This is a genomic window from Streptomyces jumonjinensis, assembly GCF_009600885.1.
In the GTDB taxonomy this organism is placed as follows: Bacteria; Actinomycetota; Actinomycetes; order Streptomycetales; family Streptomycetaceae; genus Streptomyces; species Streptomyces jumonjinensis.
Genome location: NZ_VCLA01000004.1, coordinates 54,735 through 77,838, shown reverse-complemented (window position 1 = coordinate 77,838; position 23,104 = coordinate 54,735). Strand labels below are relative to the sequence as shown.

Annotated in this window: 16 protein-coding genes and 1 tRNA gene; 7 read left to right on the top strand and 10 right to left on the bottom strand. The window is 71.5% G+C overall.

Features of this window, described 5'->3' with window-relative positions; translation table 11 throughout:
- Window positions 1–2: 2 nt before the first annotated feature.
- Window positions 3–1,430 carry a lactate utilization protein B gene (locus FF041_RS00715; RefSeq protein ID WP_153520540.1) on the top strand — a complete coding sequence of 476 codons (1,428 nt, stop codon included), beginning with the start codon at window positions 3–5 and terminating at the stop codon, window positions 1,428–1,430.
- Window positions 1,427–2,101, top strand: a complete 675-nt coding sequence (locus FF041_RS00710) for a LutC/YkgG family protein (RefSeq protein ID WP_153520539.1) — start codon at window positions 1,427–1,429, stop codon at window positions 2,099–2,101. The genes FF041_RS00715 and FF041_RS00710 overlap by 4 nt, the downstream gene beginning before the upstream one ends.
- Here the strand turns inward: FF041_RS00710 and FF041_RS00705 are convergent.
- Window positions 2,090–2,596, bottom strand: coding sequence for a DUF309 domain-containing protein (locus FF041_RS00705; RefSeq protein WP_323390870.1), 507 nt, complete (start codon window positions 2,594–2,596; stop codon window positions 2,090–2,092). The genes FF041_RS00710 and FF041_RS00705 overlap by 12 nt on opposite strands.
- Before the next feature lie 114 nt (window positions 2,597–2,710).
- Between FF041_RS00705 and FF041_RS00700 the strand changes: the two genes are divergently transcribed.
- Window positions 2,711–2,787: transfer RNA gene (locus FF041_RS00700), tRNA-Pro, on the top strand.
- A gap of 148 nt (window positions 2,788–2,935) precedes the next feature.
- Here FF041_RS00700 and FF041_RS00695 read toward each other — a convergent pair.
- Window positions 2,936–3,919 carry a helix-turn-helix domain-containing protein gene (locus FF041_RS00695; RefSeq protein ID WP_194291884.1) on the bottom strand — a complete coding sequence of 328 codons (984 nt, stop codon included), beginning with the start codon at window positions 3,917–3,919 and terminating at the stop codon, window positions 2,936–2,938.
- Window positions 3,920–4,129: 210 nt separating this feature from the next.
- On the opposite strand from FF041_RS00695, the gene FF041_RS00690 reads away from it, so the two are divergent.
- From FF041_RS00690 to FF041_RS00680, 3 genes are all read left to right on the top strand, one after another.
- The gene (locus FF041_RS00690; RefSeq protein ID WP_323390869.1) at window positions 4,130–5,542 is read left to right on the top strand and encodes an aminopeptidase P family protein; all 1,413 of its coding nucleotides are present in this window, start codon (window positions 4,130–4,132) and stop codon (window positions 5,540–5,542) included.
- Window positions 5,543–6,488: 946 nt separating this feature from the next.
- The gene (locus tag FF041_RS00685; RefSeq protein ID WP_323390867.1) at window positions 6,489–10,370 is read left to right on the top strand and encodes a NocE; all 3,882 of its coding nucleotides are present in this window, start codon (window positions 6,489–6,491) and stop codon (window positions 10,368–10,370) included.
- Window positions 10,371–10,469: 99 nt separating this feature from the next.
- Window positions 10,470–10,862, top strand: coding sequence for a hypothetical protein (locus tag FF041_RS00680; RefSeq protein WP_153520535.1), 393 nt, complete (start codon window positions 10,470–10,472; stop codon window positions 10,860–10,862).
- Between the two features lie 59 nt (window positions 10,863–10,921).
- On the opposite strand, the gene FF041_RS00675 is transcribed toward FF041_RS00680, so the two are convergent.
- From FF041_RS00675 to dnaK, 6 genes are all read right to left on the bottom strand, one after another.
- Window positions 10,922–11,185, bottom strand: a complete 264-nt coding sequence (locus tag FF041_RS00675; RefSeq protein ID WP_153520534.1) for a UBP-type zinc finger domain-containing protein — start codon at window positions 11,183–11,185, stop codon at window positions 10,922–10,924.
- A 97-nt stretch (window positions 11,186–11,282) separates the two neighbouring features.
- Window positions 11,283–13,910, bottom strand: a complete 2,628-nt coding sequence (gene clpB, locus FF041_RS00670; protein ID WP_153520533.1) for an ATP-dependent chaperone ClpB — start codon at window positions 13,908–13,910, stop codon at window positions 11,283–11,285.
- Window positions 13,901–14,293 (bottom strand): chaperone modulator CbpM, encoded by a 393-nt coding sequence (locus FF041_RS00665; RefSeq protein ID WP_153520532.1) that lies wholly within the window; start codon window positions 14,291–14,293, stop codon window positions 13,901–13,903. Before FF041_RS00665 ends, clpB begins: the two co-directional genes overlap by 10 nt.
- Complete coding sequence (locus tag FF041_RS00660; RefSeq protein ID WP_323390864.1) at window positions 14,290–15,345, bottom strand: J domain-containing protein; 1,056 nt, start codon at window positions 15,343–15,345, stop codon at window positions 14,290–14,292. Before FF041_RS00660 ends, FF041_RS00665 begins: the two co-directional genes overlap by 4 nt.
- A gap of 7 nt (window positions 15,346–15,352) precedes the next feature.
- The gene (locus FF041_RS00655) at window positions 15,353–15,979 is read right to left on the bottom strand and encodes a nucleotide exchange factor GrpE (protein WP_153520531.1); all 627 of its coding nucleotides are present in this window, start codon (window positions 15,977–15,979) and stop codon (window positions 15,353–15,355) included.
- Between the two features lie 9 nt (window positions 15,980–15,988).
- On the bottom strand, window positions 15,989–17,890 hold the full coding sequence (gene dnaK / locus FF041_RS00650) for a molecular chaperone DnaK (RefSeq protein ID WP_153520530.1): 1,902 nt from the start codon (window positions 17,888–17,890) through the stop codon (window positions 15,989–15,991).
- 269 nt (window positions 17,891–18,159) lie between these two features.
- Here dnaK and FF041_RS39975 point away from each other — a divergent pair, with 269 nt between their 5' ends.
- The gene (locus FF041_RS39975) at window positions 18,160–19,959 is read left to right on the top strand and encodes a PucR family transcriptional regulator (RefSeq protein ID WP_153520529.1); all 1,800 of its coding nucleotides are present in this window, start codon (window positions 18,160–18,162) and stop codon (window positions 19,957–19,959) included.
- A gap of 16 nt (window positions 19,960–19,975) precedes the next feature.
- Here FF041_RS39975 and FF041_RS00640 read toward each other — a convergent pair whose 3' ends face one another.
- On the bottom strand, window positions 19,976–21,472 hold the full coding sequence (locus FF041_RS00640) for a DUF6056 family protein (RefSeq protein WP_153520528.1): 1,497 nt from the start codon (window positions 21,470–21,472) through the stop codon (window positions 19,976–19,978).
- Window positions 21,473–21,555: 83 nt separating this feature from the next.
- Window positions 21,556–23,004, bottom strand: coding sequence for a glycosyltransferase (locus FF041_RS00635; RefSeq protein WP_153520527.1), 1,449 nt, complete (start codon window positions 23,002–23,004; stop codon window positions 21,556–21,558).
- Window positions 23,005–23,104: the final 100 nt, after the last annotated feature.

Sequence of the window (23,104 nt, the reverse complement as noted above, 5' to 3'; positions counted from 1 at the left end):
GGATGAGCCGGACCCATCTCGGAATGCCCTCGTTCCCGCCGTTCCCCGAGGCCGCCGGAGCCGCCGTCCACAACGCGACCCTCCGCGCCAATCTGCGGCACGCCACCCACACCATCCGGGACAGACGCGCCGTGGCCGTCGCCGAACTGGCGGACTGGGACCGGTTGCGCGAGGCCGGACGGCAGATCAAGGACCACACCCTCCGCCATCTCGACCGCTATCTGGAGCAGCTGGAGTCCGCCGTCACCGCCGCCGGGGGCACGGTGCACTGGGCCGCCGACGCCGACGACGCCAACCGGATCGTCGCCGATCTGGTGAAGGCCACCGGAGAACGCGAGGTCGTCAAGGTCAAGTCGATGGCGACCCAGGAGATCGGGCTGAACGAGGCGCTCGCGGCCGAGGGCGTCTCCGTGTACGAGACCGACCTCGCCGAGCTCATCGTGCAGCTCGGAGACGACCGGCCCTCGCATATCCTCGTCCCGGCCATCCACCGCAACCGTGGCGAGATCCGGGACATCTTCCGGGCGGAGATGGGCAACTGGGGCAGGGCCGCACGAGACGGGCTCACCGACGACCCCGCCGATCTCGCGGAGGCCGCCAGACTCCACCTCCGGGAGAAGTTCCTGCGTGCGAGAGTCGCCGTCTCCGGCGCCAACTTCATGGTCGCCGAGACCGGAACCCTCATCGTCTTCGAGTCCGAGGGCAACGGCCGGATGTGCCTGACCCTGCCCGAGACGCTGATCTCCGTCGTGGGCATCGAGAAGACGGTGCCGACCTGGCGCGATCTCGAAGTCTTCCTCCAGACGCTGCCCCGCTCCTCGACCGCCGAGCGGATGAACCCGTACACCTCCATGTGGACCGGCACCACGGACGGCGACGGCCCGCGCGCCTTCCATCTGGTGCTGCTCGACAACGGACGCACCGAAGTCCTCGCCGACGCGACCGGCCGGCAGGCCCTGCGCTGCATCCGCTGCTCCGCCTGTCTCAACGTCTGCCCGGTGTACGAACGCGCCGGGGGCCATGCGTACGGCTCGGTCTACCCCGGCCCGATCGGCGCCATCCTCACCCCCCAGCTGCGCGGCATCCAGAGCGAGATCGACGCCTCACTGCCGTACGCCTCCACGCTCTGCGGCGCGTGCTACGAGGTGTGCCCGGTCGCCATCGACATCCCCGAGGTCCTCCTCCATCTGCGCGAGGGCGTCGCGGCGCAGGGCGGCAAGGGACACCGGATGGAGAAGGCAGCGATCACGGCGGCTGGCTGGGTGCTCAACCGTCCCGGCGCGCTGGCGGCGGGCGAGAAGCTGCTCACGGCGACCCGTGCACTCCATCCGAAGAGCCCGCCGGGCGCCGGGGCCTGGACCGGCGGGCGGGAGCTCCCCGAACTGCCCGCGCGGTCGTTCCGCGACTGGTGGCGGAGGAACCGCCGATGACCGTGACCCCACCCTCCTCGCCCTCCTCGTCCTCCTCACCGTCGTCGCGGGAGCGGATCCTCGCCCGGATCCGGGCCGCCGTCGCGGAGGCCGACGACGCCCCGGCCCCCACCCGCGACTATCTCGTCAGCCATATCCCCGACGACCCGGCCGCCGCCCTCGATCTGCTGCACCGGAATCTGACCGACTACCGGGCGACCGTGCACCGCATCACAGCGGCCGGGCTGCCCCGGCTGATCGCCGATGTGCTGGAGAAGCACGGCGCGCGCTCGGTCGCCGTGCCGGACGGACTGCCCCGGGAATGGCTCGGCGCGACCGACGCCGAGGCGCGCGGCGACGAAGGGCCGCTGAGCGCCCGGGAGCTGGCCGCGACCGACGCCGTCATCAGCGGCTGCGCACTGGCGATCGCGGAGACCGGCACGATCGTGCTCGACGCGGGGGAGGGCCAGGGGCGGCGGGCCCTGACCCTCGTACCCGATCTGCATGTCTGCGTCGTGCGGGCCCCCGGGCAGATCGTCGCCTCCGTGCCGCTGGCCCTGCCGCGGATCGATCCGACCCGCCCGCTCACCTGGATCTCGGGGCCCTCCGCCACCAGCGACATCGAACTCGACCGGGTCGAAGGCGTCCACGGGCCGCGCAAGCTGGAGGTCGTCCTGCTGCTAGCCGGTTAGCCGCGGCGCCTCCGCCCGCGCGTCCACCGGAGCAGGGACGCCGCCCCGGAGCTCCCCCTCCGCCGTCTCGCCGCCGACACGGGCGGCGAGCGAGCGCGCCCACGCCACGAGCCCGGCGACATCGATGCCGTACGGATCCCGGTACTCCGCGATCCGGTCCGCACCGCGCAGCAGCAGCCGCGCGCCGCCCTTGGCGTTGCCGCGCGCGGCATGGGTGAGCCCGACCGCGAGCTGCGCCAGCCCCCGCCACAGCTCGCGCTCCGGCTCCGGACCGGACTTCCACGCGTCCTCGAAGACCTCATGGGCGTGGAACGGTCTGCCCGCGTCCAGCAGCCCCTGCGCCTCGGCCAGGGTGTCCCCGGGAGAGCGCACCACCCCCTCGGGCTGCCGCTCCACCCCGGGCGAGCCATAGGGCAGCGGTCGCCCGAGCCCGTCCCGGGGGCGCGCGCTGCGCGCCCGGCCTGCGGCGTCACGGTCTCGCGGTGCTGTGCTCACCCTCCGATTCTCGCCGACGCGCCCGGATGACCGCAGGCAGGCGGTCCGGAGAGCCCCGCGAGTGGGGTAAAGTTTCTTCTGCGCGCCGGGCCTGAGCCCAACAGGGCGCGCGACCGGGACGTGGCGCAGCTTGGTAGCGCACTTGACTGGGGGTCAAGGGGTCGCAGGTTCAAATCCTGTCGTCCCGACCAGCGTTTTCGCGGGTCGTAGGCGGTATCGGAGAAATCCGGTGCCGCCTTTCGGTTTTTCTCGGGGACCAGTTGGGGACCGGCGGGTCCAGGACGGGCAGGGCCTCCTAGGGAAGGCCGACCCCCGTCGTCATGGCCTTCAGCGCGCCGGTCACAACCATCCGTTGCGCTGTGCCTGCAAGGCCAGCTGAAAGCGGTTCGTCGCGCCCGACCGGGCCATCAGGATCTGGAGGCGCCGGAACAGCGTGCGGCGGCTGATACCCATCTCGCGGGCGATGACGTCGTCGCTCGCGCCGCCCGCGAGGAGCCACAGCAGGCGCCGGTCGGCGGATGGCAGTCCGCCCGGGCGGGTGGTGCGGCCCGGGAACGGCAGGGCGTTCCGCCAGGACTGCTCGAACAGCGCCATGAGCGCGGAGAGCAGACCGCACGGCTGCACGACCAGCATGGAGTTGTGCACGTCAGCCTCCTTGATCGACAGCGAGACCAGCGCGTACGCCTCGTCGATGATCACGAGTTTCACCGGTACCGACGGCAGTACCCTGGCCTGCTCGCCGGCCTTGACGCACGGTTCGATCACTTCCCTCAGATGGCCCGGATGCTCCAGCGACTCCCGCGAGTACACGACACGCTGCGTCACACCGCGGGCGAGCGTCGCCAGCGCGTCGTCCGTGGCGCCGGGCAAGGGGAAGTACGGCGGCGACTCGAACTGCCGGATCTGTTCGCGGGCGCTCGCCCAGGCCTGACGAATCCTGGGGCCGATGGTGTCGCCGGTGACGACCTCGACGAGATCATCGGTGTACGCGGCGAGCCGCTGCCGCCGGAACGACTCGAACGCGCCTCCGACGGCGAGGCGCGACTCCTCGACCTCGGCCGCCCGGTGCCGGGCGAGGATCTCCAGACCGGCGGTGGGCGGAACCGGGGCGACCATGTCCCCGCTCTCCTCGGCGGCACTGGCCAGACCGGCGTCGACCAGTGCGCCGTACGCCGTGGCGAGCTCCGCACCGCCCATACCGGCCGCGCCGGCGATCTCGCTCAGCGGGGCGGGGGCCAGTTCGAGAAGCGTCAGATAGACCCGGGCCGCCGCCTGGTCGAGCCCCAGGAGCCGGAGGGCCTCGCCGAGTCTCTCGTTCGTCATACGCCCCATTATCGACGCCGCCGGTCACGGTGTGGCCGATCTATGCCAGTGGCACTCTTCGGCGCCGGGCGGGCGCGGTGCGGGATACCGTCCGAAGGCCGCCGACGACCGGCGGCGGCGAGGGCGTCCGAGCCGCACCGGGAGGAAGCCGGTCCCTACGGCTCCCCCTCTCCCTCGCCGTGACGAACCCACTCAGGGAAGGTGTACGACGTGGCGAAAGGCCGAAAGAACGGTCTCTACTCAGGGATCTCCGAGGAGCTGTCCGCCCTGATGCGGACGGGTTGGGCGGACACCGAGCGGCACGATCTGCGGCTCGCCGAGCAGGCTCCGTACGCGGCCCGCCGCCGCGCCGCGCTCTCCGCGCGCTTTCCGGGCGAACGCCTGGTGGTTCCCTCGGGGAGCCTCAAAGTCCGTTCGAACGACAGCAGCTACCCGTTCCGGCCGTACACGGGCTATGTGCACATGACCGGAGACCAGGCCCGGGACGGCGCTCTCGTCCTCGAACCCCGTGCGGACGGCGGCCATGACGCCTACTGCTACCAGCTGCCGCGGGACGGCAGGGACGACGACGAATTCTGGACCGGCCCCACGGCGGAGCTGTGGATGGGCCGCCGCCGCTCCCTCGCCGAGTCGGAGCTCGTGCTCGGTCTGCCCTGTCGCGACGTCCGCACGGCCGCCGACGACCTGGCCGCCGCCTCCGGTGCGCCGACCCGGATAGTCCGCGGCATCGCCCCGTCCCTGGAAGCCGCCGTCACCACCGAGGAGGAGCGCGACGACGAACTGGAAGAGGCGCTCAGCGACCTCCGCCTCGTCAAAGACGACTGGGAGATCGGCGAACTCCGCAAGGCCGTGGACTCCACCGTGCGCGGATTCACCGATGTGATCGGCGAGCTCTCCGGGGCGATCGCGTCGTCCGAGCGGTGGATCGAGGGCACGTTCTTCCGCCGCGCGCGCCTTGAGGGCAACTCCGTCGGCTACGGCTCGATCTGCGCCGCGGGCGAGCACGCCACGATCATGCACTGGGAGGACAACGACGGCCCGGTGCGCCCGGGGGAGCTGCTGCTGCTCGACGCCGGCGTGGAGACGCACACCCTCTACACCGCCGACGTCACGCGCACGCTTCCGATCAGCGGGACCTTCACGCCTCTGCAGCGCAAGGTCTACGACGCGGTGTACGAGGCTCAGGAAGCCGGCATGGCCGCCGTCAAGCCGGGCGCGGCGTACCGCGACTTCCACGAGGCGTCCCAGCGCTCGCTTGCGGCCAGGCTGGTCGAATGGGGCTTCATCGAGGGCCCGGCCGACCGCGCGTACGAACTCGGCCTCCAGCGCCGCTTCACCATGGCCGGCACCGGTCACATGCTCGGTCTGGACGTCCACGACTGCGCGCAGGCCCGGAACGAGGAGTACGTCGACGGCGTGCTGGAGCCGGGCATGGTGCTCACCGTCGAGCCCGGCCTGTACTTCCAGCCGGACGACCTGACCGTGCCCGAGGAGTGGCGCGGCATCGGCGTCCGGATCGAGGACGACCTGGTCGTCACCGAGGACGGTCACCAGAACCTGTCGGCCGGCCTGCCGCGGTCGTCGGACGAGGTCGAGGCGTGGATGGCCCGCTTCGCGGGTTGAGCGCGCCGAAGCAGGGGCCCGGCGGCGGAGTCCCGGAGCCGTGTGGTCCCAGGCGGGGAGCAGATCGAGGATCTGCTCCCCGCCTCAGTGCTGGTCGCCCTGGGCCGTGCGGCCGCGCTCCAGGCCGCGCGCCAGAGGCAGCCCGCCGGCTCCGGCGTTCACCGCACCCCTGACCGCGGTCTCGCGCTCGGTCGGGGCGTTCGACGGCTCACCCCGAGCCGGTGCCGGCCCGCCGGGCGCCACCGGAGTCCCACAGTCCCGGAGTCCTGGATTCCGGTCGGACGATCGGGTCGTGATGATCGCCATGGCGCAGATTCGCCGATGGCCGTGTACTCGTGTCATGTATCGGCCGAAACCCATCGGTGAAGACGCGCTCCCGCGGAGATGGTCAGAACGCGCCTACCCCATACCCCCCTTGGAGCCCCCGCGTCGTTCGGAGGGGGAGCGGGTGCCGGAAGGGGGTGGCGTACCCAGGTGCGAGATGGCTCATTTTCTGCTTGCCATCACAAAGAGCCGGAGTGAACTGCAGGTCAGGGGCAGGGGAGTTCACCGGTCGTTACCGTTGATCACCTAGCGTTGGCCGAAGGGATGTGTGTACCTTCACATCACGTGGCGTCGATGTCCCGCAGGGAGCCCAGCCTGCGCCGATGCTCGATCTGTGCTGCAGTGCTGCCTCTTGGGCGTTCCGAGGCAGGGCATCGCTGTGCTCATGCTCATGTTTGCGTCAGCATCCGGGGCTACTAAAAGCATACCAAAGGAAAGCAACGCTTTGAGAAGAACCAGACGAACCAGACGAACCGGCGGTCTCAACGCCGCTCGGGTTCCCCTCAGTTGTTTCATCGCGACCGCGATAGCGATCGGAACCGTCTCATCCGCTTCCGCCGCGCAGGGTCCGACACCGCCGCCGGAGGCCGCCGAGGGCTGGTCCAGCGCCTCGGAGCCCGGCGTGCGGGCGGACAAGGACGGCCACAAGGACCGGGTTCCCGCCAAGGCCCGGGGCGAGAGGCTCGGCTCCGGCTACACCAAGTCCCGCGACACCGCGTGGACCACCAGCGGTGACGCCACGGGCTTCCACCTGCTGGTCGCCGACGAGTCCGACGGCTACCGCTGGAAGACCGCCGCGACCCTCGCCGAGCCGGGTTTCTTCGACACGGACACCTGGATCGGCAACGCCTGTGTCACCGCGTCCGGTGACCGCGCCGTGGTCGCCTACGCGCCCCGTACGTTCACCAACAAGCAGGACCTGATGGCCCGTGGCGCGTTCACGGCCACTGTCGACCTGAACACGGGCGCGGTCAAGAAGCTGCCGTACCAGGCGAGCCTCGCCTACTTCTCGCCCGGCTGCGGCGACGGCGAGCAGGCGGTCCTGTCGCAGTTCACCGACGAGAAGACGTCGAAGAAGAACGAGACACGGCTGATCACCGTCGACGCCCGCACCGGCAAGACGGCCAAGCCCGTCAAGGTGAAGGGCCAGATCACCTCCGCGGTCCCCACCCGCAACGGCATCGTCGCCGCGCAGGGCAACGGGATCGTGCGCGTCGGCAAGGACGGCAAGTCCCAGCTGATCACGCGGACCGACAACGTCCCCTTCAGCCTGTCCGTCACCAAGGACGGCGGTCTCGCCTTCCTCGACCGCAAGCAGGACGCCCCGGCCGCGAAGACCCCGAGGGCCCTCGCCGGTGCGAGCGCCGCCGAGGCCGCGTCCGCCGGCCAGATCGCCAAGGTCAAGTATCTGACCGGCGGACAGGTCAAGGACAAGGCCGCCAAGGCCCGTACGGTCGCCCAGGGCGATCTGACCTCCGTCGACCTCACCCGTGCCGCGGACGGAACCGCGATCGTCACCGGTCAGGCGAAGAGCGTCGGAACCCTGCCCGCGAGCGTGCGGAACCCGGGCGGCGTCGACAAGGACGCCATCGCGTCCACCAAGGCCCGTGCCACGGTGAGCAGCACCTGGGCCGACGGCAAGGACACCCGTGTCCGCCCCTCCGAGTACGACACGACGCGCACGGCCCGCATCGAGATGCGGCACCTGCCCACCGGTCGTGACTCGGTGCTGGAGGCCACTCCGTCCGCCGACACGCTCAGCTCCGACCCGACGAAGGGTCAGGACCGCTCCCCGTCCCTCGGCGCCACCCCCGGCGGCGGCGACAGCACGGCCGGCGGCAAGTCCGCGCGGCTGAACATCGCCGAGCCCGAGGCGGAGCGCACCTGCTCGGTGGAGCGTGGCAACCCGCAGAAGCAGGCGTTCCAGCCGAAGCCGCGCCAGATCGAGTGGGCCGTCAACCGGGCCATCGAGGGCACCCTGGACGCCAAGGTCTCCCGGCCGGCCAACTGGAAGAACATGGGCATGGGCGCCTACTCGCCCCAGGCCCTCTCCGGCGGTCTGACCGCTCTCTCCGGCGGCGGACGCATCCCGGCTCAGGTCTTCCTCGGCATCACCGCCCAGGAGTCCAACATGTGGCAGGCGACCCGCTTCGCCGCGCCGGGCACCACCGCCAACAGCCTCATCGGCAACTACTACGGCATCAAGCACAACGAGCACGGCCAGGTGAGCGACCCGTGGCTCATCAACTGGAAGGCCGCTGACTGCGGTTACGGCATCACGCAGGTCACCGACGGCATGCGCCTGCCGAACAAGCCGTACGAGAACGGCACCGTCAGGCCGTCCAAGCCGCGTGCGTACCAGGAGGCCGTGGCGCTGGACTACACCGCGAACGTCGCGGCCGGCGTGAACATCCTCGCCGAGAAGTGGAACCAGACCCGCGGCGCCGGGATGACCGTCAACAACGGCGACCCGAAGAGCATCGAGAACTGGTTCTTCGCCCTGTGGGCCTACAACTCGGGCTTCTACCCCCAGGCCGACGCGACCAAGAACGGCGGCAAGTGGGGCGTGGGCTGGGCCAACAACCCGGCCAACCCCACCTACAAGCCCAACCGCACTCCGTTCCTGGAGGGCCCCGCGGGCGGCGACGACTACTCCCACGCCGCCAAGCCGCAGTTCTGGCCGTACCCCGAGAAGGTCATCGGCTGGGCCGCGCGCCCGCTGGAGGCCCTTGAGGAGCCGGGCAAGCTCATCCACGCCTACCGTGCCGCCTGGTGGACCACGCCCGGCTACCGCACTCTCGCCAAGCCCCCGGTCGGGCTGTTCTGCAACGGGTCCAACGAATGCGACCCGATGAAGATCCAGGACGGCGCGTCCAACGACTCCCCGGCGACGGGCCCGTGCCAGCGCACGGACTGGAAGTGCTGGTGGAACGCGAAGGTCGAGTGGAAGAAGTGCGAGAGCTCGATGTGCGGCTTCGAGCTCTTCCGCTTCAACAGCACCTATCCGGAAGAGGCGGACGGCAACTCGCACCCGCCCCGGTGCAACTCCGGACTCCCGATCGGGACGGCGATCGTCGACAACGTGAACAGCGGCCAGCGGGTCGCGGGCGCTGACTTCAGGCGCTGTTCGGACACCGCGCAGACGTCCGGATCGTTCAAGTTCGACTTCGTCTCGCCCTCGGCGAGAATGGACACCCATCAGCTCGGTGTGGGTTACGGAAACCACATGTGGTTCTCCACCACCCACAAGGCCGCCTCCCCGGAGGCCAGCCGGCTGAAGGTCACCGGCACCTGGACCGGCCCCAGCACCGTCAAGGGCTGGACCCGGGTCCTGGTCCACATGCCGAACGTCGCGGCCCGCTCGCAGCACGCGAAGTACACCGTGTCCGGCACCGACTCCACCTCCAGGGAGCGGGTCGCCCCGCAGCGCATCCGCAGCAATGAGTGGCGGTCGCTCGGTGTCTTCAACTTCACCGGAACCCCGTCGGTGGCCCTGTCCAACATCACCGAAGAGAACGTGGGCGTGGACATCGCCTGGGACGCCGTCGCGTTCCAGTCGCTGAGCTCGAAGCCGACCTCGGTGGTCGGCATGGGCGACTCCTTCGCCTCCGGTGAGGGCGCCGATGTGGCGGACGGCAAGGACTACTTCCGCGAGACGGACTACAAGGAGACCCTCGGCGGCACGGAGGTGGCCAACAAGTGCCACCGCTCGAAGCACGCCTGGATCCGGCAGGCGACCCTGCCCGGCAAGTCCCAGTCGATCGGCGCCATCTCGGACGCCTACGGTGACGTCGATCTGAGCTTCATCGCCTGCTCCGGCGCCCGTACCTACAACATCTGGTCGGGCGGCAAGACGCAGTACAGCAACGCCATGCCGCAGATGGACCTCGGTTACCTCGACAACAACACGGACCTCGTCACCATCGCCATCGGCGGTAACGACAGCCTGTTCACCGATGTGATCACGGAATGCATCATCATGGCCGGTCTGAAGATGTGCCAGGACGCCGAGTTCGAGAAGTCCGACCCGGACACCGGCAACAAGTTGCCCGGTCAGATGACCGGGCCGCTGAAGGACTTCATGCCCGGCTGGATCACCGATCAGGTCAAGCCGCGCATCGTGAAGGTCCTCAACGAGATCAAGGCCCGTGCGCCGAAGGCCAAGGTCGTCCTCGTGGGCTACCCGGCGCTGCTGTCCAAGAACGGCCAGTGCATCCCGGGCATCGGGACCGGGGAGGCGCCGTGGCTGAACGACGTGGTCGCCCCGCACCTGAGCACGGAGATGGGCAACGCCGCCGCGTCCGTCGGGGCCAAGTACGCCGACCCCGGCCCGGACTTCCTGGGCAAGGCGATCTGCGGTGACCCCGAGTCGATCAACGGTATCGTCCTCACCGGCCGCGCCGAGGCGGACGAGGACGCCCCGAAGCCGTCGATGAAGTCGTTCCACCCGAAGATCGCGGGCGCCCGCCTCTACGCCGACGCGCTGGAGCGTGCCCTGCAGTAACCCCGGACAGACCACCCTGTGGTCACGTCCACAGCTGACCGGTTGGCCCCAGCGCCTGTGCGCTGGGGCCAACCGCCTCATCCCGGCCTAGGATTCACCATGAACTCCGCACGACTCGTCAAAGGCGCCCTCGTCACCGCCGGCGCGACCGCGGTCTGCCACTCCCTCATGTACGCCGGATACGGGTGGGCCCGCGACGCGAGAGCCGACTCCCCGAACACGATCCTCGCCGGCGGCTTCGAGTTCGCCCTCGTCACGGCCGCCTCCTGGATCCTCATGCCACTGCTGCTCTGGGCCGGGCTGCGGCTGACCCGGGAGAAGGGCGCCGCACTTCTCGTCCTCGGCGGCGGGTTCGGCTGGCTGCTGATCTCCGGATACTTCATCGACGACATCGACCGGGCGGGCGGACACATGCCGATTCCCGCACTCCTCGCGTACGTACTCCTCGGCACGGCGCTCGCCGGGGCCGGGGCCGGCCCCGGCCGCGACTGAGCGGCCGTCCGGACCGTCTCGCCGCTGCGGGCTCGGACCACCGCCTCGGGGCTGCCGGCTCAGACCATCGCCTCGTGGACGAAGCACCAGCGCCATTCCTCCCCCGGTTCGAAGGACCGGATGATGGGGTGCCCGGCGCCGGCGGCGTGGCCGCGCGCGTGGCGCATCGGGGAGGAGTCGCAGCAGCCGACGTGCCCGCAGGTGAGACAGAGCCGGAGATGGACCCAGACCGTTCCCTCGCGCAGACAGTCCTCGCACCCCTCCGGGGTGCGGGGGACGACAGGCCGGACCAGGGCCAGATGCGGGTCGTTCGAAGCGGTCATCGCGTCCTCCGGGGTGTGGTCGGCTGATCCGCGAGCGGGTCGGTCCCGCCGCGTTCGGCGCGGCGGACCGTACGGCCGCCGCCCTCGGGGGCGGCGCTCATGACGTGTCCTGAGGGCCGTCCCGGAAGGCGACGGTCAGCTCGCCCTCCTCGGCGTCGACCAGGACCGTCCCATCCTCGTGCGCCTCGCCGCTGAGCAGCGCACGGCCGATCCGGGTCTCGACCTCGTGCGAGATGAAACGCCGCAGCGGCCGGGCTCCGTAGACCGGGTCGTATCCCTCGCTCGCGATCAGAGCGCGGGCCGGCTCGGTGAGGGCCAGGGCGATGCGCTGATCGGCGAGACGGCGGCGCAGCTCGTCGAGGAGCAGATCCACGATGCGCTCGATCTGCGCGAGACCGAGCGGGTGGAAGAGCACGATGTCGTCGACCCGGTTGAGGAACTCGGGCCGGAAGTGGCTGTTCAGCTCGCCCAGCACCAGATCCCGTACCTCGGGTTTGATCTCGCCGCCCGCGGTGGCGTCGTCGAGCAGATACTGCGAGCCGAGGTTGGAGGTCATGATGACGACGGTGTTGCGGAAGTCGACCGTACGGCCCTGGGCATCGGTGATCCGGCCGTCGTCCAGCACCTGGAGCAGGGTGTTGAAGACATCGGCGTGCGCCTTCTCGATCTCGTCGAAGAGGACGACGGAGTACGGTTTGCGGCGCACCGCCTCGGTGAGCTGGCCGCCCTCCTCGTAGCCCACATAGCCGGGAGGCGCTCCGACCAGCCGGCTGACCGTGTGCCGTTCCTGGTACTCGCTCATATCGAGCCGGATCATATTGCTCTCGCTGTCGAACAGCGCGGCGGCCAGGGTCTTGGCCAGCTCGGTCTTACCGACGCCGGTGGGACCCAGGAAGATGAACGACCCGATCGGCCGGCGCGGGTCGCGCACCCCCGAACGGGCCCGGATCACCGCGTCGGCGACCAGCTGGACGGCCTCGTCCTGACCGATGACGCGCTCCCGCAGGATCTCGTCCAGGCGGAGCAGCTTCTGCCGCTCGCCCTCCTGGAGCCGGGTGACGGGGATGCCGGTCCACGCGGAGACGATCTCGGCGATCTCCTCCGCCGTGACCACTTCGCGCAGCAGCCGGGTCTCGCCCTGCCGGACGGCGAGCTGCTCCTCCTCGGCCGCGAGACGGCGCTCCAGCTCGGCGACGGTGCCGTAGCGGAGCTGGGCGGCGCGGTTGAGATCGTAGGCGCGCTCGGCCTCCTCGGCCTCCTGCCGGGCGCCTTCCAGCTCCTGGCGCAGCTCCTGGACCCGGCGGATGGCCTGCCGCTCGGACTCCCACTGCGCGTGCTTGGCGTCCGCCTCGCCCCGCAGATCGGCCAGTTCGCGGCGGAGATCCTCCAGCCGGGTCCGGCTGGCCGGATCGGTCTCCTCGGCCAGCGCCGCCTCCTCGATCTCCAGCCGGGTCGCCCGGCGGGTGAGCTCGTCCAGCTCGGCCGGCATGGAGTCGATCTCGGTACGGAGCCGGGCGCACGCCTCGTCCACCAGGTCGATGGCCTTGTCGGGCAGGAAGCGGTCGGTGATGTAGCGGTGGCTGAGCTCGGCGGCGGCGACCAGCGCACCGTCCTGGATCTTGACTCCGTGGAAAATCTCCAGACGTTCGCGGATGCCGCGCAGAATGGAGATCGCGTCCTCGACGGTCGGCTCGTCCACCAGCACGGTCTGGAAACGGCGTTCGAGAGCGGCGTCGGACTCGATGTGCTTGCGGTACTCGTCCAGGGTGGTGGCGCCGATCATATGGAGCTCGCCGCGGGCCAGCATCGGCTTGAGCATATTGCCGGCGTCCATCGCGCCTTCGGCGGCGCCGGCCCCGACGACGGTGTGCAGCTCGTCCACGAAGAGCAGGATGCCGCCCTCGGCGCTCTTGACCTCCGCCAGCACGGCCTTGAGCCGTTCCTCGAACTCACCGCGGTACTTGGCCCCGGCCACCAGCGCGCTCAGATCGAGCGAGAACACGGTCTTGTCGCGCAGCCCCTCCGGCACATCGCCGCGGACGATCCGCTGGGCCAGCCCCTCCACGATGGCGGTCTTGCCGACGCCCGGCTCGCCGATCAGCACGGGGTTGTTCTTGGTCTTGCGGCTGAGGATCTGGATCACCCGGCGGATCTCGGCGTCCCGGCCGATCACCGGGTCGAGACGGCCGGTACGGGCCTCCACGACCAGATCGCGGCCGTACTTCTCCAGGGCCTCGTAGACGGCTTCCGGATGGGGGGAGACCACCCGCTGGTTCCCGCGCACCCCGGTGAGGGCGGTGAGGAAGGAGTCCCGGGTGACCCGCTGCTCGGCGAGCCGCCGCCCGGCGGCGCCGGCCGGGCCCTCGTCCACCAGGGCGAGGACCAGATGCTCGGTGGAGACGTACTCGTCCTTGAGCCGTCTCGCCTCCCGCTCCGCCGTGTCGAGCAGCCGGGCCAGCCGCTGGGTCACCATCACCTGGCCGGGGGCGGCCCCGGGGCCGGTGGTGCGCGCACGCCCCGCCAGATCGCTCTCGACGGTGCGGCGCAGCGCGTCCGTGTCGGCCCCGGCGGCGGTCAGCAGCCGGGCCGTCAGCCCGTCGGTCTGATCGAGCAGGGCGAGCAGCAGATGCTCCCCGTCGACCTCGTTCTGCCCCAGCCGTACCGCTGTGCTCTGCGCTTCCTGGAGGGCTTCCTGCGACTTCTGGGTGAGGCGGTTCATGTCCATGGCGTTCGCTCCTCGGCGGCGCGTTCCCGCTGCCGCAGCGCGGTCTCCAGACGTTCGATCCGGTCGAGCAGATCCAGGACGACCCCGACGGCCGCGTAGTTGAGGCAGAGCCCGGCCCGTAGCCGCTGCGCCCGTGCGAGGGCGGACGGGGCGGTCGTACGGAACCACAGCCGCCCGGCGGCGTCCCGCTCGGCGTCCACCAGCCCGAGCGCGACGAAGCGGCGGACCATGTCGGGCGGCAGTCCGCTGCGCCGGGCGACGCCGGCGAGCGGCAGCCGGTAGGGGCCGGTCCGGTGGATCCGCACCAGCGGGTACCGGCGGGCGCCGGGAGCGGCTCCTGCCCCGGTGGCCCTTCCGGCCGGGGGCGGCTCATCGACTCTCATGGCTGCTTCCTCGGGTTCCTCGGGCTCTCGGCTTCTCGGGTTCTCGGGTTCTTCGGGTTCCTCGGGCTTCTCGGATCGAAGGTCGAGACGGCGGCCAGCTCCTCGAACAGCTCGCGTTCACGCCCGCTCGGCGCGGCGGGCACCATCACCCGGATCTCGGCGTAGAGGTCGCCGGGGGAGCCCTTGGGGTGGGGCATCCCCTGGCCGCGCAGCCGCAGCCGGCGGCCGGTGGAGGTGCCCGGGGGCACCTGGACCTTGGCGGTGCCGCCGGGGCCGCTGACCGGCACGGTCGCGCCCAGCGCCGCTTCCCAGGGGGTGACCGGCAGATCGACGTGGACATCGCGGCCGGTGAGCCGGTAGCGGGGGTGCGGGGCGATCCTGACCACGAGATAGAGGTCCCCGGCGGAGCCGGGGCCGTGCCCCCGGCCGCCTTCGCCCGCGAGCCGGATGCGCTGGCCGTCGATCACCCCGGCCGGGATGTTCACGTCATAGCCGCGTTCCCCGCCGGGCCCGCCGAGGGTGATCTTCCGGCGACCGCCGCGGTAGGCCTCCTCCACGGTGAGGGTGAGCTCGGCCTCCTGGTCCGCGCCGGGCGCCGGCCCGCCGCCCCGGCCCGCCCGGCCCGCCCGGCCGCCGAACATCCCGCCGAAGAGGTCCTCGAAGTCGACGCCGGACGTGTCGAAGCCGGCCGTCGTCCAGCCCTCCGCGGCCGGTCCGGTCCGGCCCCGGCCGCCCCGGAAGGGACCGCCGCCCCGGAAGGGACCGTCTCCGTACGCGCCGCCTGTGCCGAAGCCCTGGGCGGCGGCGACGCGCTCGTCGTAGTCCTCCGGGATCTGCCGGAAGTCCGCGCCGAAGCGGTCGTACCGGGCCCGGGTGTCCGGGTCGGCGAGGACTCCGTACGCCTCGTTGATCTCCTTGAAGCGCTCCTCGGCGGCCGGATCGCGGTTGATGTCCGGGTGGTGGCGGCGGGCCAGGGTACGGAACGCCTGCTGGATCTCGGCGGCGTCGGCGGTACGGGGGACGCCGAGCACGTCGTAGTAGTCGCGGGCCACGGCGGTCTCACCCGGGCTTCCGGGTGACGGCCACCGCCGCGGGCCGCAGCTGCCGGCCGGGCTCGCCGTAGCCGGGGCGCACCACCTGGACGACGGTGCCCGGGGCGGTGGCCGGGTCGGAGGCGTCGGCCACCGACACCACCTCGTGCCGCAGCGGGTCGAAGGGGACGCCGGTCTCGTCGTGGCGGGGATAGCCGAGCCCGCGGAGCACTTCCACGGCCTGATCGCGTACGGCCTCGACGCCGCGGACGATCGTCGCCGGGTCCGCTTCGGCGTGGCTGAGGGCGAGTTCGAGGTGGTCGAGCACCGGGAGCCAGGCGGCGGCGACCCGGGCGCGCTCGGCCTCCAGCTCCCGGGGCCGGTCGCGGGCGTGCCGCTTGCGGAGGTTGTCGAGGTCGGCGAGGGCGCGGCGCCACCGGTCCGTCAGCTCCTCGGCGTCCGGTGCCGGTGCCGGTGCCGGTGCCGGACCGCCGGGTGGTGTGCTCTCCCGCTCCGGCGCGGTCGGCGTCCCGCCGGGTGGTGTGCTCTCCGGCTCCGGTGCGGGCGGCGTCCCGCCGGGTGGTGTGCCGTGCTGCTCCGGTCCCTCGGGCGGGGGAGTGGACCCGGCGGAGTGGGCCCGGCTCTGCTCGGACATGGCGCCGCCTCAGCCGCGGTCGAACTCGGCGTCGATGACATCGTCGTCGCCGCCCGGTGACGCGTCCGTCCGGGCGCCGCCGGACTGCGCTTCACTGGTCCCCGGCCCCGCCGCCCCTCCGGTGTGCGCGGCCAGCGCCGCGTGGATCTGCTGGAGCTCGGAGCCGAGGGAGCGGGCGCGGTCGGCCGGGGCCTCCTCCTTGACGGCGGTGCGCGCCTCGTCGACGAGCAGCTCGGCGCGGGCCCGCTCGTGCTGGGGCGCGGCGTCGCCGAGTTCGCCGAGCCGGCGCTCCACCTGGTAGGCGACGGCGTCGAGCTCGTTGCGCGCGTCGACGGCCTCGCGCAGGGCCTGGTCGGATTCGCGGTTCCGCTCCGCCTCGTCGATCATCCGCTCGACCTCGGCCGGATCGAGGTTGGACCCCTCGCTGATCGTGATCGACTGTTCGGCGGCCGTGTCCTTGTCCTTGGCGCCGACCTTGAGGATTCCATTGGCGTCGATGTCGAAGGTGACCTCGATCCGGGTCTCCCCGCGCGGAGCGGGCCGCAGGCTCTCCAGCCGGAAGCGGCCCAGCACCCGGTTGTCGGCGGCCAGTTCGCGCTCGCCCTGGAGCACGACGATATCCACGGCGGGCTGGTTGTCCTCCGCGGTGGAGAAGACCTCCGCGCGGCGGGCGGGGATGGTGGTGTTCCGTTCGATGATCCTGGTCATCACGCCGCCCGCCGTCTCCACCCCCAGCGAGAGCGGGGTGACGTCCAGCAGCAGAACGTCCTTGACCTCGCCCTTGAGGACGCCGGCCTGGACGGCGGCGCCCAGGGCCACCACCTCGTCCGGGTTGACGCTCATATTGGGGTCCTTGCCGCCCGTCAGACGCCGTACCAGCGTCTGCACGGCCGGGATCCGGGTCGAGCCGCCGACCAGGATGACCTCGTCGACGTCGTTCTCGGTGATCTTCGCATCGCTCATCGCCTGCTTGACCGGCTCCAGACAGCGCTCCACCAGATCGCCGGTGATCTCGTCGAAGGTGGAGCGGCGGATCGTCTCGGTCAGATGCTTCGGCCCGGCGGCGTCCGCGGTGACGAACGGCAGACTCACCTGGGTCTGGGTGACCGAACTCAGCTCGGTCTTCGCCTTCTCGGCCGCCTCGAACAGGCGCTGAAGGGCCTGCGGGTCCTTACGCAGATCGATTCCCTCGGCCTTCTGGAACCCGTCCGCGAGATAGTCCACCAGCCGGCGGTCGAAGTCGTCGCCGCCGAGATGGGAGTCGCCGGCCGTGGAGCGCACCTCCACCACGCCGTCGCCCACGTCCAGAATGCTCACGTCGAAGGTGCCGCCGCCGAGGTCGAAGACGAGCACGGTTTCATGCCCCTTCTTGTCCAGGCCGTAGGCCAGCGCCGCGGCGGTCGGCTCGTTGATGATCCGCAGCACCTCCAGACCCGCGATCCTCCCCGCGTCCTTGGTCGCCTGCCGCTGCGCGTCGTTGAAGTAGGCGGGCACGGTGATCACGGCCTCGGTCACCCGCTCGCCCAGCGACTTCCCGGCGTCCTCGGCCAGTTTGCGCAGCACCTGCGCGCTGATCTCCTCCGGGGCGTACTGCTTGCCGTGGACATCGAAGCGGGCCACCCCGCCCGGCCCCTCCACCACATCGAAGGAGACCGCCTTGGCCTCGTCGGGGACCTCGTCGTAGCGGCGGCCGATGAACCGCTTCGCGGAGGTGACGGTGCCCTTGGGGTTGAGGATCGACTGCCGTCGCGCGAGCTGCCCCACCAGCCGCTCCCCGCTGTCGGAGAAGGCGACCACCGAGGGCGTCGTCCTGGCTCCCTCGGCGTTCGGGATCACGGTGGGCTCACCGCCCTCCCAGGCCGCGATGACCGAGTTGGTGGTGCCGAGGTCGATGCCGACTGCCTTCGCCATGGGATTCTCCTCCGTCGCGACGCGGACCGAACGGCGCGGCGGCCCGGCCCAGGTCGCAGGCGCACGCTTCGACGGCGCAGCCGCAGCGGGCCGCACCTCCCGCCAGGGTCGTACGGGGATCCGGCCGGTTCTTCGGCCCGGCAGGACCGAACATCGGCGGCCCACCCGTCCGCGAGGACAGGAGGGCGGCGCGGCTTGCTGGTGAGAGCCCGGGCCGGGCGGCGTAGCGTGGAGCACGGAGCCAGGTGTCGAGCCACGAATGGATCCCGATGGACGCAGCCCCCACCAGGATGTCCGTGCCCGCCGGCCCGGTACAGCGGCCCGGAGCGGCCCGGCACGCCGTGCCCCGGCTCGTCGCGGCGATACTCGACCGCTCCGACGAGCGGGAGATGCTCTGGACGGCCATGGCGGCCATCGCCGCCCTGGGGCCCTTCGTCCCCGAAACCGCCTACACCCTGGACCACGGTCCGCCCCAGCGCTGCCCGCGCCCCCACCCGGCGGACCCGGCCGCGAGCCGGCCCGGCGGTACGAGCGGGCGGTACGGGAACGCCGCCACCGCCCCCGGAGCGGGCGGGCGGTACGGGAACGCCGCCACCGCCCCCGGAGCGGCGCAGCCGGTCGCCGCCGACCGCCTCGACCGGCTGATCGGCGCGCTGGACGGCCACAGCCGGTGCCTCGACGATCCGGGCGGCCCCTGGATACGCGCCATCGCGCTCCGTCATCGCGACCGCTGTCTCGGCTATCTCGTCGTACGGATCCTGGCCGCCCCCTCGGACCAGCAGACCGCCGACGCCGATCTGATCGCCCGGGAGACCGCCGCGGCCCTCGCCGCGCTCGCCCGGTGCCGGGGGGAGCCGTCCCCGCCGAGGGCCTTCAGCGCCGTACGCGACGCCGGCCTCGGCGCCACCGTCTTCCGCCTCGCGGCCCGGAGCGCCTTTCATGAAGCGCTCGCCCGCGCCGCCGCCTCCGGCGGGGGAGAGCAGGCGATCCTGCGGACCCTGTACGAGCACACGGGGTTCGCCGCCCGCACCGAGGACCTCTGCGGCCATCCCCGCGCCCGGGCCGGCCCCGGCGGGCCGCGCCCCGAGCCGGCGGCCCGCGACCGAGAGGAACTGGTGCGGCGCGTCCGGAGCGGGCCCGGCGCGGTCCGCGACCGGGACCGGCTGACCGTCCCCATCGCGATGGCCGGTGAACTGCTCGGGCTTCTCTCCCTGGCCGACCCGGAGTCGCGGGCGACGGACACGGACGTGTCCGCCCTCGAACAGACCGCGCTGGTCCTGGCCCCCGAACTCGCCCATGAGCGCAGACTCGCCGAGCTGGAGCCTCGGCTGCGCCATGATCTGGTCGAGAAGCTGATCTCCGGCACGGCGACCGACGAGGTGTTCGTCCAGGCGGCCGGGCTCGGCCATGAACTGCACCGGCCGCACCGGGTCGCCGTACTGCGGTGGCCCGGCACGATCGCGAGGGCGGCGGTCGGCGACGCGGTGGAGCGGGCGGCCGGCCGCCTCGGCCTCGACGTGCTCACCGGAGTACGGGGAGAGACCGCCGTCGCCCTGCTGGCTGGGCGGGACACCGGGGGCGAGGCCCTGTACCGGGCGGTCTCGGACGAACTCGGCACCGCCGCCGGAGCCGTCGGCGTCGGCGGCCCCTGCGAGGACTGCGCGGATCTGCCGCACTCCTACGACGAGGCCGTCCGCGCTCTCACCGTACGGCGCAGATCCCATGAACCCCACGGCGGCACCGGCTTCGAGGAACTCGGCCTCTGCCGCATGATGGGCGCGGGCGACGGCGAACGGGAGGCCGACCGCTTCGTCCGGGAGTGGCTCGGCCCCCTGCTGGACTACGACGCCCGCCACACCACCGGGCTCACCGCCACCCTCTCGTACTACCTGGAGAGCGGCGGAAGTTACGACGCCACCGCCGAGGCGCTCCGTATCCACCGGAGCACCGTGCGGTACCGCCTTCAGCGAATCCGCGAGGTCACCGGCCATGACCTCGGCGATGTCGACACCCGTCTCAATCTGCATGTCGCCAGCCGTATCCACCATGTGCTCGACCGGCCCCGGTGACGGCGATCCCCAGAGGTCAGGGGAGTCTTGTGCCGCGGACGACCCGGTCCACGTAGTAGTAGTCGGCGACGCAATCCGCGGGCCAGGAACCGTGCTTGCCGAACGGCTCCCCCATTCCGCTGACCGACAGCGGCTTGTACGGGAGCTGACGAGCCCCCAGCGCGGCCTGGGCGCGCATCCACCGGTCCTGACGGTCCCAGTCGGCGGCCCGTACCCGCATGTCCTCCCCGAGCCGGCTCAGGGAGAGGGTGAACGCGACGCACACGAGCACGCACCCCGCCGCACCGGCCGCCTTCAGCACCGTGCCGGAGCGCTCACCGCGTCGGAGCGCATGCCCCAGCAGCGCGCCCGCGCCGGCGAGCAGCACCGTGTACAGCAGGAGATAGTCGTTCCACGACCGGGTGACGACCACGATCCCCGGGCCGAAGGCGGGGAACGCCACGACCGTGCAGAGATAGCCGGAGACCAGGAAGACGAGCACTCCGGCGCAGACCAGCAGGGAAGCGCGCGGACGCGGGACCGCGGTGCGCACCGGCCCCCGGACGAGCAGGCTCGCGAGGACCCCGGCGGCGACCGCCCCCAGATACGTCCAGGTGGTCAGAAGGGTCCCCAGGATGCGGGCGAAGGCGTGCAGGGATTCGATCAGCTGCTCCGGCGCGAACATGGAGGTGCCCTCCGCGTCGTACCGCATCCTGCGGTTCCGTGAGCCCGGAGAGGTGAGCAGCACCAGGATCCCGATCCCGGTCCCGGCGATGCCCGCCAGACACCAGGCCCGTACATAGGCCCTCCGGTGCTCGGGGAAGAGCTGGCGGCCGAGCAGAACGGCGGACGAGAGCACGACGAGCGCGACGACGGACGACTCCTCCGACAGTGTGCCGAGGACGATTCCCGCGATGACCGCGGTGACCAGGGCCGCGATCCTCCCCCGCCGCGACCGGGCGCGCAGCAGCACGATCGCCGCCGCCAGGGGGAGCGCCGGGGCCACGGTGTGGGAGACGGCCGACGCGGGCCAGTAGAACGTCTTGTAGGTGTTGGGGGACCCGAGGAGGAAGACCGCCGTCACCATGGCGGCCAGCAGCAGCGGGACTCCGCGCGGCGCGCTCAGCCCGGCCGCGCGCAGCGCCGAGGCGGTGACGGCCCAGAGGACGCCCAGCGTGAGCGCACCGCTGACCACGGGGAACCACTGGTGCCCCGGGATGTCGAACTTCGCGTAGAGGCCGGTCAGCGCGGCGTTCGCGATCCGCCCGTTGTCCACGAAGTAGAACTTGGCGATCAGCCCGGAGATCCCTTCGTCCCGTACGAAGGGCAGAAAGCACCAGTCGTCCGCGCCGGGGCGGACGAAGCGGCCGAACCAGGCCGCCGCACCGAGCAGACCGAGCGGCAGCAGCGCGAGGGCCGCCGCCCAGTGCACGGGCCGGGGCCGGCCCCCTTCCTCCCCTCCCTTCTCCCGGAGCGGCCGGGCGCCGCCGTCCGGCTGCTCCCGGGTTGCCGCCTTCGATCCGTCAGCGACCATGTGCCGCACCGCCTTTCGCTGTCGCCCCGGGCCTTTCGCGCCGGGGACGGTTCGGATGCATGCCGGGGCCGGGGCCGGGGGGCTCAGGCGGTGTCGGACTCGTCCGCGGGCTGTCCGAGCCGGGCCCCGCCCGTCCGGCCGTCCGCCGAGGCGGCGCCGGACCCGGCGCCCGAGGTGATGGCCCACCGGGCGAGCAGAAAGGAGATCGGTGTGACGAGGACTCCCGCGGCCAGGGCGGCGGTGGTCTCGTCCATGCCCAGTCGGCCGACGGCGAGATAGAGCAGACCGCCGGCGGCCACGAGACCGACGACGCTCGACAGGGGATAGCGGAGGAAAGCATGCCAGGTCGGCTTCGTTCTACAGGTGATGTACGAGTTGAGGAGAAACGACCCCACGACGCTGACCGAGTAACCCAGCACATGGGCGATCAGATAAGGGGTCCAGTTGTTCAGCGAAGCGTAGACGGCCAGATAGACGCCGGTGTTGACGAACCCGACCGTCACAAAGAAAGAGAATTCACGCAGCGTCCGGGTGCGTCCGGATCCGATTGCGGCGGGCTCCCCGGTAATCGGCGGCGGCGGCCCCCGGGTCGGAAGCACCGTGCGGGATTCGTCCGTCTCGCGGACCACATAATGCGGGCGGTGTTTCGCTTCGTGGTAGATGCGCCCCACGTACTCGCCGATGACGCCGAGGGTGACCAGCTGGATTCCGCCCAGCGCGACGACGGCGGTCAGCAGGGTGGCGTAACCGGGGACGGCGGCGCCGTTCAGCGCGACGTCGGCCAGGGTCCACAGGGCGTAGCCGAGCGCCGAGAGAAAGATCCAGAGGCCGGTGTGGACGGCCAGTCGGAGGGGACGGCTGTTGAAGGAGAGCACTCCGTCGATGCCGTGGTCGAGGAGCCGTCCGCCGCTCCGTTTCGGCGTTCCGGCCGGCCGCTCGCCGCTCCGGTAGGTGAAGGCGGCCGTCTCGAAGCCGATCCAGGAGAAGATCCCCTGGGAGTAGCGGTTGCTCTCGGGCAGCGACAGCACACTCTCCACCGCCCGGCGCGACAGCAGTCTGAAGTCGTCCGAGCCGCCGATGACGTCGACGTCCATGAAATGACGCATCAGCCGGTGGCGGGCGCGGCCGAGCAGGGCGCGCAGGGCGCCGTCGTCCGTACGGTCGCGCTCCGCCACGACCTGGTCGTAGCCCTGCCGGTGCAGCGCGAGCATACGGGGGACGAGCTCGGGCGGATGCCGCAGCCCGGCGTCCATGACGACCACCGCGAGTCCCCGGGACATACGCAGCCCGGCGAGCAGGGCCGCCTCCTTGCCGAAGGCGCGGCTGAACGCGGTGTAGCGGACGCGCGGATCGGCTCGGGCGAGTCCGCTCAGCAGCGCCCTGGTCCGGTCGCCGCTGCCGTCGTCCACATAACAGACCTCGAATGTCTGGCGAGTGGACTCCAAGGCGGAGAGCAATGCGGAGTGAAAGGCTTCGATCGCCTCGGAATCATTGAAGCACGGCACGACAACCGAGATCTGAAGGGCAGTCATCTCGCTCTCGATTAACAGTAGATCGTCGCTCAGTCCTGCACTTCTCTATCACGGGGCGCAGGCAGGGGAACGTTATTGACCTGGCTGCCCGGGGAGCCTG

Excerpts from the sequence above, each read along its gene's own strand:
- FF041_RS00715 (WP_153520540.1), top strand. The coding sequence starts at position 3 with ATGAGCCGGACCCATCTCGGAATGCCCTCGTTCCCGCCGTTCCCCGAG.
- FF041_RS00710 (WP_153520539.1), top strand. The coding sequence starts at position 1,427 with ATGACCGTGACCCCACCCTCCTCGCCCTCCTCGTCCTCCTCACCGTCG.
- FF041_RS00695 (WP_194291884.1), bottom strand. The coding sequence starts at position 3,919 with ATGACGAACGAGAGACTCGGCGAGGCCCTCCGGCTCCTGGGGCTCGAC.
- FF041_RS00680 (WP_153520535.1), top strand. The coding sequence starts at position 10,470 with ATGAACTCCGCACGACTCGTCAAAGGCGCCCTCGTCACCGCCGGCGCG.
- FF041_RS00675 (WP_153520534.1), bottom strand. The coding sequence starts at position 11,185 with ATGACCGCTTCGAACGACCCGCATCTGGCCCTGGTCCGGCCTGTCGTC.
- clpB (WP_153520533.1), bottom strand. The coding sequence starts at position 13,910 with ATGGACATGAACCGCCTCACCCAGAAGTCGCAGGAAGCCCTCCAGGAA.
- FF041_RS00665 (WP_153520532.1), bottom strand. The coding sequence starts at position 14,293 with ATGAGAGTCGATGAGCCGCCCCCGGCCGGAAGGGCCACCGGGGCAGGA.
- FF041_RS00655 (WP_153520531.1), bottom strand. The coding sequence starts at position 15,979 with ATGTCCGAGCAGAGCCGGGCCCACTCCGCCGGGTCCACTCCCCCGCCC.
- dnaK (WP_153520530.1), bottom strand. The coding sequence starts at position 17,890 with ATGGCGAAGGCAGTCGGCATCGACCTCGGCACCACCAACTCGGTCATC.
- FF041_RS39975 (WP_153520529.1), top strand. The coding sequence starts at position 18,160 with ATGGACGCAGCCCCCACCAGGATGTCCGTGCCCGCCGGCCCGGTACAG.
- FF041_RS00640 (WP_153520528.1), bottom strand. The coding sequence starts at position 21,472 with ATGGTCGCTGACGGATCGAAGGCGGCAACCCGGGAGCAGCCGGACGGC.
- FF041_RS00635 (WP_153520527.1), bottom strand. The coding sequence starts at position 23,004 with ATGACTGCCCTTCAGATCTCGGTTGTCGTGCCGTGCTTCAATGATTCC.